The sequence below is a fragment of the Parendozoicomonas verongulae genome (assembly GCF_009711465.1).
GTDB classification, from domain to species: domain Bacteria; phylum Pseudomonadota; class Gammaproteobacteria; order Pseudomonadales; family Endozoicomonadaceae; genus Sansalvadorimonas; species Sansalvadorimonas verongulae.
The window spans coordinates 9,537-21,242 of sequence record NZ_SMME01000808.1; the positions used below are offsets into that span (position 1 = coordinate 9,537).

Annotated in this window: 9 protein-coding genes; all 9 read left to right on the forward strand. The window is 49.6% G+C overall.

Annotation, left to right across the window (positions count from 1 at the left end; all coding sequences use genetic code 11):
- Positions 1-1,010, forward strand: a 1,010-nt coding sequence (locus tag E1189_RS09040) for a hypothetical protein (RefSeq protein WP_196221341.1), incomplete at its 5' end; no start/stop codon positions are given.
- Between the two features lie 154 nt (positions 1,011-1,164).
- The gene (locus E1189_RS09045) at positions 1,165-3,135 is read left to right on the forward strand and encodes a hypothetical protein (RefSeq protein WP_155159750.1); all 1,971 of its coding nucleotides are present in this window, start codon (positions 1,165-1,167) and stop codon (positions 3,133-3,135) included.
- Between the two features lie 435 nt (positions 3,136-3,570).
- Positions 3,571-4,779 carry an FAD-dependent oxidoreductase gene (locus E1189_RS09050; RefSeq protein WP_155159751.1) on the forward strand — a complete coding sequence of 403 codons (1,209 nt, stop codon included), beginning with the start codon at positions 3,571-3,573 and terminating at the stop codon, positions 4,777-4,779.
- A gap of 28 nt (positions 4,780-4,807) precedes the next feature.
- On the forward strand, positions 4,808-5,125 hold the full coding sequence (gene trxA, locus E1189_RS09055; protein WP_155159752.1) for a thioredoxin TrxA: 318 nt from the start codon (positions 4,808-4,810) through the stop codon (positions 5,123-5,125).
- 190 nt (positions 5,126-5,315) lie between these two features.
- Positions 5,316-5,765: a glycine/sarcosine/betaine reductase complex selenoprotein A gene (gene grdA, locus E1189_RS09060; RefSeq protein WP_155159753.1), complete on the forward strand. Its 450-nt coding sequence runs from the start codon at positions 5,316-5,318 to the stop codon at positions 5,763-5,765.
- A 239-nt stretch (positions 5,766-6,004) separates the two neighbouring features.
- The gene (grdC, locus tag E1189_RS25755) at positions 6,005-7,549 is read left to right on the forward strand and encodes a glycine/sarcosine/betaine reductase complex component C subunit beta (RefSeq protein WP_329601958.1); all 1,545 of its coding nucleotides are present in this window, start codon (positions 6,005-6,007) and stop codon (positions 7,547-7,549) included.
- Positions 7,550-7,561: 12 nt separating this feature from the next.
- Complete coding sequence (grdD, locus tag E1189_RS09070) at positions 7,562-8,722, forward strand: glycine/sarcosine/betaine reductase complex component C subunit alpha (RefSeq protein WP_155159754.1); 1,161 nt, start codon at positions 7,562-7,564, stop codon at positions 8,720-8,722.
- A 116-nt stretch (positions 8,723-8,838) separates the two neighbouring features.
- Entirely contained in the window at positions 8,839-10,146 is a 1,308-nt protein-coding gene (locus tag E1189_RS09075; RefSeq protein ID WP_329601959.1) for a glycine/sarcosine/betaine reductase component B subunit, read from the forward strand.
- 16 nt (positions 10,147-10,162) lie between these two features.
- A complete protein-coding gene (gene grdB / locus E1189_RS09080; protein ID WP_155159755.1) occupies positions 10,163-11,455 on the forward strand; it encodes a glycine reductase complex selenoprotein B in 1,293 nt (430 codons plus the stop codon).
- The last annotated feature ends 251 nt before the right edge of the window (positions 11,456-11,706 follow it).

Consider the following 11,706-nt stretch of genomic DNA (forward strand, 5'->3'; position numbering starts at 1 on the left):
GGCACAAAAAACAAGTAGATGACGCGGGACTGGCCATAGTGGTTACTCCTTCAGAAGGTAAGTTGCAGAGAAAACGCATTTCTCATAACTGCCTGCAGGTTAATCTGATGCATTACAATAGAATTCTTGAGCCGGTTTTTCACTCCCTTCAGCACGAATATGGGTGGTCATTTTTCCATGAAATCTTTGAAATAGAGGATGCAGTAATAGACCACGGTTCGATAAACCAGAACTTCGTGTTCACTCAAACATTTCTGGAGGATAGCCATGAGAGAGAGCTTCGTGAAGCACAGCTGTTTAATCCGGATATCAATGAGGAAGTGCGAATTTTCATTGGGCCGCAGCTGCATGATGTCTTTGCGCATGTTTATCTGATGCCGTTATTTGATGGGCAGGGTTTTATATTTGAGGCCGGTGAGTATTACAGGCTACCCATTATTAATGGCTATATCACGCTGCCCCTCAAACTAAGTCAACTGCCCATATCCAGCTGGCAATACCAGATAGATGCTCATATAGAAACTGAGGAGACAGGGAAAAATATTCGTACCAGTCTGGTTGTTTTAGATCGCAAAAGGGTTCGCAACGTTTCCGTCGTACATTTTTCTGAGTACTCCTCTATAGAGCCTGGCAGTGCACTAATGAGGCAGGCAGCTGCCAGTCCAGTTTGTGAGGAGGGGAAGTATTGCCCATTGTTTGTTGTCCATTCCTCAGAAAAAATACCACCCAGATCTGAAATACCTTTGTATGCCGTAACCTTAACTGATGAGCAGACTGGCGCACTGCCTGCGAGTATGTTTAAAGGTGTCGATGGTGTAATCTGGAGCGATAATCCCGGCTATAAGGCGGAAGGCGCGCTAGCACATTTTGCAAAACGCCTTGTTACTGCGGGCGAGGATAAAACAGTAGACGCACTGATTGATTGTCTGCCTACTGAGTTTGCTAAAGGTGTCGGTACCAAAAGCCAAATGGGAAGGAGGCACAGCCTGAGTTCTTCTATCCACTTGTAGCACTTATTTTTGGATACCCAGCCGGGTTCTGACTCAGGAATGTGTTCGAGAAGGTCTTCTACTTGATCGAGGGCTTTGATGAGTCTGGCATTCATGGCGATTTCCATTCTCTCACCATCAACGACAACCTTGGTCAATACAGGCTCATTTTATATTGGAAGAGGTTAACACTGCTCTTCTGGCCATCATCATCTATATTTTGATGCTCTTGATTCTGAGAGCAATTCTCATGTTATCTATACGTGCTATGAAGCAAGCCCTTCTTTTGACTGTGGTATGTCTGCTCTACCCTCTGGAAACTTTGGCTGTAAAAACTGACCCCAGGACGGGCTTACCCTTTACAGATGACGCACTGTTGCAGCATATGATAGGAAAGAAAGGGGAACCGGGTGGTGCAGATTTTTCAGGATTAAATGGGCCGCTAGAGGCCAGGGAGTTGCTCTTTGATAGGTTGGTAGGGGTGAACGATACCGTTGTCTCAATATATGACCCTACTTTTACTCTAACTATAAAAAACGCTAAAGAGAGAAAAGCTCTTAATGATATGGGTTTGCATTTTTCGCTGGCTATATATCCCGTTGTTAACGGAGTTCGCACCCGAGGGCGTTTTATAAAGGGAGGACTGTCTGCAAACCAGCATGGTGTATTGGCAGAGACTATTCCTATTGAAGTGTTTTATCAGGATGATACTAATAACTACAGTGTTGTCCTTTCCTATGAAAGCCTGAGTCAGATACCTATAGAAATCACCCGTTTTAACCTTCAGGTGGCTGCACTTCCACTTGAGAAAAGCTGGGAATTGAGAGATAGAGAGACGTTTCACTATAAGATCATACCAGTTGTTGCTGATATTGATCCGATTCCGCTTATGGCTGGTGTAGAGTTAGAAGAGGAAGCCCCTTTTTTGCAAGACAGAGTTGCGGCCATGAAAAAGAGCATCCTGGTTCTCGATTTCTCCAAAATTCCTGCTGATGGGTCGCCAGCGTCTGATAATGCGGTTTATCAATACTTTAAACAGCACCAAAAACAGGTGGATGAAGCGGGGCTGGCCGTAGTGGTTACTCCTTCGGAAGGTAAGCTGCAGAGAGAGCGCATTGCTCCTGACTGTTTGCAGGTTAATCTGACGCATTACAATAGAATTTTTAAAACGATTTTTCACTTCCTTAACGAGGAACATGGGTGGTCGTTTTCCCATAAAATATTCGCAATAGAAGATGCAGCAATAGGCACTGGTTCGATAAACCAGAACTTCGTGTTCACTCAAAAATTTCTGGAGGAGGGTAACCATGAGCGAGAGCTTCGTGAAGCACAGCTGTTTAATCCTGACCTCAATGAGGAACTGCGAATTTTAATTGACCCGCAGCTGCATGATGTTTTTGCTCATGTTTACATGATACCGTTATTTGATGGGCAGGGTTTTATATTTGAGGCCGGTGAGTATTACAGGCTACCCATTATTAATGGCTATATCACGCTGCCCCTCAAACTAAGTCAACTGCCCATATCCAGCTGGCAATACCAGATAGATGCTCATATAGAAACTGAGGGGGCAGAAAGAAATATTCGTACCAAGCTGATTGCTTTGGATCGCGAAAGGGTTCGCAACGTTTCTGTCGTGCATTTTTCAGAGCGCTCCTCTATAGAGCCTGGCAGTGCGCTAATGAGGCAGGTAGCTGCTGCTCAGGTTTGTGAGGAGGGGAAGTATTGCCCATTGTTTGTTGTCCATTCCTCCAAAAAAATACCACTCAGGTCTGAACTGCCTTTGTATGCCGTAACCTTAACTGATGAGCAGACTGGCGCACTGCCTGCGAGTATGTTTAAAGATGTCGATGGTGTGATCTGGAGCGATGATCCCGGCTATGGGCCGGAAGGCGCACTAGCACATTTTGCAAAACGTCTTGTTACTACGGGCGAAGATAAAAGAGTAGATACACCAATTGATTATCTGCCTACTGAATTTTCTGAAAATGTCGGCTTCCAAAGCCAAATGAGTAGGTGGCCCAGCTTGAATTTTTCTCAAGAAGATGAAGAGGAACAAGAAGATGAAGAGGAAAAAGATGCTCCTATGTCCGAATGGCCAGAGTGGCCTTCAGATGAAGACGTTCCAATACTTTACGCGCCTTAATTCGTATAAATCTTAATTAAGCTCTGGCTCTGCTGGAGGTCATTTAACTGAATAAAGCATCAGCATTTTACTGGTGTTTTATTTTTATGGTCGCCGTAAATAATTTTTATAACGGGAGTTTGCAGTGGAAACACCTTATCTGTCTCGAAATTGTACAATTTCTAGTCTTTGTTTGTTTTTTAAGCGAAGTGGGTGGTGATTGGTACCTATAAAATAATGCAATAATGTGTAGTTTATTTGTACGTAAAAACCGAAAAGACAAAAATAATTTGCTTCAAGTCAATATTTGTCGATCCTGACAGGCGCATGATGCTCACCAACGAAACAGAGGCAAAATTAAGTCAGCTTTTTTTCGAGGCTGTTTAGGAATCAACTGTGTTTGTGTGTTGATTCGAATTGCTTTTGCCTGCGATGAATCGAATCAATGGAGCAGACATGTCTGACATTCTTGATGTTGTTATTGTAGGCGGTGGTGCAGGCGGTTTATCTGCTGGCATTTACTGCGCACGCGGAAAGATGAGTACCGTTATTCTGGAAGCCAGTGCGAAAACTGGCGGTCAGGCAGCCAAGACCAATGAACTGGAAAACTATCCAGGTATTGATCAGGCAACCGGCCCCGACATTATGGGCGCATTCCGCAATCACTGTGAACGCTTCGGTGTTGAATTCAAACGTGGCACAGTGGACGGCATCAAGGTAGAAGACAACGGCTTTATTAAGCAGGTTTCTACTAAAGAAGGTGAAACCCTCCGAGCTCGCACAGTTATTGTTGCAACCGGCGCACAGCCTCGCGTTCTTGGAATCAAGGGCGAGCGTGAATTTACATCAAAAGGTGTATCTTACTGCGCAACCTGCGATGCCGACTTCTTTGAAGAACTGGATATCGTAGTTGTTGGTTCCGGTAACACGGCTGTTGAAGAATCTGTTTTCCTGACCAAGTTTGTTAACAGCATCAAGATGATTGTGCTGCACGACGAAGGTGTTCTGGATGCAGACCGCACCGCTCAGGAACAGGCTTTCGCCAACGACAAGATTGACTTCGTGTGGAACTCCACCGTAGAAGAAATCTGCGGCGACGAACTGGTTAACGGGGTTCGCGTTAAGAACCTGAAGACTGGCGAAGTCAGCGAAATTGAATGTGACGGCGTGTTCATGTTCGTCGGCACAGTACCGAACACAGACTTCCTGAAAGACACTGTGGAACTGGCAAAAGGCGGCTACATCAAGGTTGATGAGCAAATGGCCACTAACGTACCAGGCGTATTCGGCGCCGGTGACGTGAACGACAAGTTCCTCCGCCAGGTTGTAACCGCAGCTGCAGACGGCGCCATCGCAGCCGTAGCCGCCGAGCGTTACATGCAGGAAGAAGAGAACTGGCAGGAGCGAGTTCTGGAAGCTGAAGGCGATGTAGCCGTGATGTTCTGGAACCCACTGGATCAGGACGGCATTGCCCTGATGCCAAAACTGGAAGCCTTCTGCAAAGAACAGGAACTGCCTCTGGTAACGATCGACACTTACAAGAGTCAGAACATCTCAGGCCGCTACAACGTAGAAGACATTCCTACAGTTGTTCGCTTCAGCAACGGCCAGGAAATTAAGCGTACGGTTCGCCCTTCTCAAGAAGAACTGAATCAGCTGGTTTAATAACGCATCGCGCGATAAGGATTGAGACATGCTCGAGATTACTAAAGAAAACTTTGACGCAGAAGTTAAAGATTTTGACGGCGTAGTAATGGTTGATTTCTGGGGTGAGACTTGCGGTCGTTGCCTGGAGCTGATGCCTGATGTTGTTGCCCTGTCTGAAAAGTACGATGGAAAAATTAAGTTCGCCAAGCTGAACATTAAAGGCAACCGTCGTCTGGCCATGGGTCAGGGCGTAATGGGCCTGCCTTCCATTGTCTTCTTCGACAAGGGTGAAAAGAAAGAACACCTGTCTGGCGAAGAGCTGACTGTAGAAGAGATTGAAAACACTGTTAAAGAATACTGCTAATAGCAGAGATCAATAACGGTTGATTGAATTCAGATTCATTTTAATGAATCAGATTATCGCCGGAAGGATTCGGCGATTATCAAAACGGAAAAACCTGTTCATGATTCTTTTTTGAATTGTATCGTGGATAGATTTAGGGGGTAGTTAGTTCAATAACTACCAAAACTTTAACTCGCTAAGAGCATTAGCCATGTTGAAAGACAAGAAAGTTGTCATTCTGGGCGATCGCGACGGCGTACCTGGTCCTGCCATTGAAGAATGTGTAAAGACTGCCGGTGCTGACGTTGTTTTCTCCACCACAGAATGCTTCGTTTGAACTTCCGCAGGCGCAATGGATCTGGAAAACCAGAAGCGGATTAAAGACCTCGCAGAAACTCACGGTAACGAGAACGTAGTGGTTGTTCTCGGTGGCGCAGAAGCCGAAGCTTCCGGCCTTGCTGCTGAAACCGTAACTGCAGGTGATCCGACTTTTGCCGGTCCATTAGCCGGAGTCCAGTTAGGACTCTCCGTTTACCACATTACTGAAGAAGCACTGAAAGAAACCTTTGATGCAGACGTGTACGAAGAACAGGTCGGCATGATGGAAATGGTTCTTCCAGTAGAAGAAATCGCCGCTGAGATGTCTCAGTTCCGCGGTTAAGGGTCAGGCAGCAGAAACTGACCCGAGGGTTCTCCTCAAAGATGTTTCTGCTGGCTCCTCTTGGGAGCCCTTCGGGGCTCCTTCTTAAAACATGAATAAAAACGACAAGCTGTTTTCAGACAGTACCTTCCCGGTACACAGGGTATTGTTCCAAAACAGTTCATGAACGGTCTTTATAAAGGCACAGCCTGTTGAATCAAGGGCAACGCCTTTAAGACGAGCATCACGGAGTCTGAAACGTGAGTTTTGCAGTTGTTAAAGCGGCAAGTTACACACTTGCACATACCCCGGATTTCATTCCTTTCGGTTCCACACCGACTACCGCCAAAGCGCGTAACGACTACGAGTACTTCGATACTCTGAAAAAAGGTCTGCGTTCTTTTGAAGACGTTGTGAACTACCCACCCAACCAGTGCTATATCGGCAACATCACCCCGCAGCAGTTGGGCGAGATGGCGCAGCCATGGTATCAGAGCGCAGCGCCTGCTGAGCGTACTGGCAAGTACGGCGACATTCTGCCTCAGGAAGAATTTTTCGCTCTGCTGAAAGCCTCTGACGCTTTCGATCTGGTTGCCCTGACTCCTGAATTCATCGCATCCGCCAACCCTAAGCTGGCTGCTCATCCACAGCTGAAGCGCTTCACTCTGGATGCTGGCAAGGCTATGTCCGCTATTGACATGCACGCCATGATGGAAGGCCACAAGGCTGAGCCTCTGACCATGAACGGTGAACTGGTGGGTATCGTTAAGCAGGCCCACGACGAAGACGAAAACCTCTCCGCTCACATCATGCTGGAGAACCTGACCGTTAAGGCCACAGGTGCTCACGCAGCACTGATGCTGGAAGCTCAGGGCCAGGACCTGTCTGACATCGATTACGTGATCGAATGTTCTGAAGAAGCCTGCGGCGACATCAACCAGCGTGGTGGTGGCAACTTCGCAAAAGCTATCGCAGAAATGGTGGGTTGCTCCTCCGCAACCGGTTCCGACCTGCGCGGCTTCTGTGCAGCACCTGCTCATTCTCTGGTTCACGCAGCAGCTCTGGTTAAAGGCGGCGCATTCCGCAAGGTTATGGTTGTAGCCGGTGGCGCTGTTGCCAAGCTGGGCATGAACAGCCGTGAGCACCTGGCTAAAGATATGCCAGCTCTGGAAGACTGCCTGGCTGGTTTTGCTTTCATCGTTGGTGAAAACGACGGCGTTAGCCCAATTGTGAACACCGATATCATTGGTCGCCTGAACGTAGGCGCTGGCTCCTCTCCACAGGCGGTTACCTCCGCACTGGTATCCGAGCCTCTGAAGGCTGTTGGTCGCAAGATCACCGATATCGATCGCTACTCTGCAGAAATGCAGAACCCTGAAATCACCAAGCCTGCCGGTGCCGGTGACGTGCCAGAGGCCAACTTCAAAATGATTGGCGCTCTGGCAGTTAAAGAAGGTCAGCTGGAACGTAAAGAGCTGATGAACTTCGTGAAGAACCACGGCATGCCTGGTTTTGCCCTGACTCAGGGTCATATCCCATCAGGTGTTCCTTACCTGGGCCACGGTCGCGACGCCATCATGAACGGCGATATCAACAGCTTCATGGTGATTGGTAAAGGTTCCCTGTTCCTGGGCCGCATGACCAACCTGTTCGACGGTATCTCCACTGTTGTAGAGAAGAACCCAGGCGTTCACGGCTCTTCACAAAATCAGGCAGCTGCCTTTGATAAAGACGAAGCTCGTCGTCTGGTGGCTAAGGCCATGCAAGACGTTGCAGCACGTCTGGCCGGCTCTGAGAACGAGTAAGGGGGCAATAGGATGTCCGAGATTAATAAAGCACTTAGCGAAGCGTTCTCTGATATGGCCAATGGCCTGATCGGTGGTAGCTTCAAGCGCAAGGCCCGCATCGGCCTGACCCTGATCGGTTCCGAGCACGGTAACGATGAACTGATCCGCGCGGCCGCTCTGGCTGCCCGTACCGGTCGTGTTGAACCTGTTCTGATTGGTGACGCTGACGCTGGTTCATTAGAGCAGCCTTTTGAGCTTCACAAAGTCGAAACCATGAACGACGGCCACCTGCTGATGGAAAAAATGCTCGACTCCGGTGAGCTGGATGGCTGCGTAGCCATGCACTACGGCTTCCCTCTGGGTGTGAGCACTGTCGGCAAGGTTGTGACTCCTGCAACCGGTCGCGAAATGATTATCGCCACCACTACTGGCACCGCAGATACCCTGCGCCCAGCGGCGATGGTTAAGAACGCTATTTCCGGTATCGCCATGGCTAAGGCCAGCGGTATTGAGCAGCCCACTGTCGGCATCCTGAATGTTGATAACGCGGCTCAGGTTGAACGCTCTCTGCGCCAACTGATTGAAGGCGGCTACGACGTTCGCTTCACCGAGTCTGCCCGTGCAGACGGTGGCGCCCTGATGCGCGGTAACGATCTGCTGCAAGGCGTGCCCGATGTAATGGTGACCGACTCTCTGACCGGCAACCTGATGATGAAGGTGTTCTCCTCCTTCACCACCGGCGGCAGCTACGAAGCTTCCGGCATGGGTTACGGCCCGGGTCTGGGTGAAGGTCAGGAACGTCTGGTGGGCATTATCTCCCGCGCTTCCGGTGCTCCGGTTGTGGCCGGTGCCATGGAACTGATGGCGGATTGCGCCGGCGGTGACGTGATTGCCCAGTACAAGGCGGAACTGGCTGCGGCTAAGAAGGCTGGTCTGGACGATATTCTGGCAGGCCTGGCACCGAAAACTGACTCTGCACCCAAGGAAGCGGTTTCTGCTCCTGCCGAGACTGTGACTGACGCTGACATCGGCGGCATCGATATCCTCGATATCGAAGACGCTAAAGAAGCCTGCTGGAAAGCTGGCATCTTCGCTAAAACAGGCATGGGCTGCACCGGTCCGATCGTGATGATCGCCGGTGAAAGCAAAGACAAAGCGGCGGCTGTTCTGAAAGAAGCCGGCTTTATCTAAATAAACACGCTCTATAAACAAGAGTTTAAGGCTAGCCGTAGGTGCTGCCCCCCTCAGGGACCTACAGAGCTTACGGCTAATTATACGACTGGGTTTTTTGTACTGGAGTACTATCAGTGAAACTCGAAGTTGGAAATATCCACGTTAAGGAGCTGGCGTTCGGCAACGCTACTGCTCTCGCTTGTGGGGAAAATGGCGCTCATCGTGTCGAGATCGACAAGGAAGCCATCATCGGCTTTATCCGTGAAATCGATCACCGTATCACCGAAGTGAAGCTGGACATCGCCCTGCCAGGCGAAGCTACCCGCATCATGCCGGTTAAAGACGTTATCGAGCCTCGCGTTAAAGTAGAAGGCAAGGGTCACATGTTCCCTGGCCGCAACGCTGGTGAAAACGACATTGTTGGCGAAGGCCGCACCCACGTCCTGAAGGGCATGGCTGTTATGACAACCGGTAAGGTTGTTGGCTTCCAGGAAGGCATCATCGACATGTCTGGCCCTGGCGCTGAGTACACGCCTTTCTCCTCCACTCTGAACCTCGTAATCACTTGCGAAGTTGAAGAGTCCTGCAACCAATACGAGCACGAACAGATTCTGCGTACTGTAGGCCTGGAAACTGCCCGTAAGATCGGTGAAATCGCCAAGACTGCAGAAGCAGATGAAGTGAACACCTACGAAACCAAGCCTCTGCTGGAGCAGGCTGCACAATACCCAGACCTGCCAAAAGTTGGTTACGTGTACATGCTGCAATCCCAGGGCCTGTTGCACGACACCTACCTGTACGGTGTTGACGTGAAGAACATTGTGCCAACTCTCCTGTACCCAACTGAGGTTATGGACGGCGCAATCTTCTCCGGTAACTGTGTATCTGCCTGCGACAAGAACCCATCTCTGGTTCATCAGAACAGCCCGGTTATCCACGAGCTGTATGAGCACCACGGCAAGAAGTACAACTTCATGGGCGTAATCGTAACCAACGAAAACGTAACCCTGGCCGATAAAGAGCGCTCCTCCAACTGGGTCACCAAGCTGGCTGTACAGCAGGGCTGGGACGCAGCAGTTGTTTCCGAAGAAGGTTTCGGTAACCCAGACGCTGACCTGGTTATGAATTGCAACAAGCTGGAAGCCGCTGGCATCAAGACTGTTCTGCTGACCGACGAATACGCCGGTAACCAGGGCGAGTCTCAGTCTCTGGCTGACTCCACCCCTAAGGGTGACGCGGTTATCTCCAACGGTAACGCCAACATGATCATCGACCTGCCAGCAATGGAACGTCTGATTGGTCACGATACCTATGTCGACATGATTGCCGGCGGTACTGAAGGCTCCCTGCGCGCCGACGGTTCCATCAGCATAGAGATCCAGGCTATCACTGGTGCTACTAACGAGCTTGGTTTCCACAACCTGACTGCACGTCAGGGCTAAGGGAAGGACAAAAGAAATGCGTATTCTGCATTACATCAACCAGTTCTTCGGACAGAAGGGCGGTGAAGAGGCGGCTAACTACCCCATCGAATTGGTGGAAGGCCCTGTAGGCCCAGGTGGCGCGCTGAACAACATGCTGGGTGAAACTGCTGAAATCACTCACACCATCATCTGTGGTGACAGCTACTTCAACGAAAACGAAGCCGTTGCCGTTGCCGGTATCGCTGAAATCATTGAACAGGTTAAGCCTGACCTGATCGTAGCGGGCCCTGCGTTCAACGCTGGCCGTTACGGTGTAGCCTGCGGCCGTGTTGGTAAGCTGGCTTCCGAAATGGGCATCACCTGCATCTCCGGCATGTACCCAGAGAACCCAGGTTACGACCTGTACAAGCAAACCGCTTACATGGTTGAAACCAAGAACAGCGCGGCTGACATGCGTAAGGCCCTGCCTAACATGGCTGCTCTGATCAAGACTTTCGTTGAGAAAGGCGGCAAGCTGGGCATGCCAGCAGAAGATGGCTACATGCCACGCAACCTGCGTGTGAACATGTTTGCCGAAAAGCGTGGCGCGGCTCGTGCTGTCGACATGCTGATCGCCAAGCTGGGCGGCGAAGAGTTCACCACCGAATACCCAATGCCTGTATTCGACCGTGTTGAGCCTTTCAAAGCGCTGGCTTCTCTGAAAGATGCCAAGATTGGTCTGGTCACTTCCGGTGGTGTTGTTCCTAAGGGCAACCCTGACCACATCGAATCTTCTTCCGCTCAGAAGTACGGTGAGTACTCCATCGAAGGTATCTTCGATCTGACTGAAGAAACTCACGAAACTGCACACGGTGGTTACGACCCCGTTAAGTGCAACGAGAACTCCGACGTGGTTCTGCCTGTTGACGTTCTGCGTGATCTGGAGAAGGAAGGCTTCATCGGCTCTCTGCACGATAAGTTCTACACCACTGTAGGTAACGGTACTTCCGTTTCTAACTCCAAGAAGTTCGGTGCCGAGATTGCTCAGAAGCTGCTGGATGCTGGTGTATCCGCTGCCATTCTGACCTCCACCTGAGGCACTTGCACGCGTTGCGGTGCAACGCTCGTTAAAGAAATCGAAAAAGTAATGCCTGTAGTTCACATCGCTACAGTAGTGCCCATCTCTCAGACTGTAGGCGCGAACCGTATCGTTCCTGCTGTTGCCATTCCTCACCCACTGGGTAACCCCAAGATGGATAAGGAAGAAGAGAAGCTGATGCGTCGTCAGATGGTTGAGAAGGCTCTTAACACTCTGACTACTGAGATCAGTGAGCAGACTGTGTTCTGATAGTTCTTTAAACGTTCTATAAGAGCGGTTTGAATTTGGACCCCCTTTGGCCGTTTGGTTGGAGGGGGTTTTGGGTTTTATTCATATAGTGTTTATGCGACACTGATTCGTATAAGTGTTCTGTTAGGCGAATTAATCCACATTGTTCAATACAATGCTCTAGGGAATTATGAACAGATGAAACTTTACCACTTCATTAGTGAAAAATATGGGCTGGAAGCTATAAGAGATCAAAGGGTAAAAATTTCTCA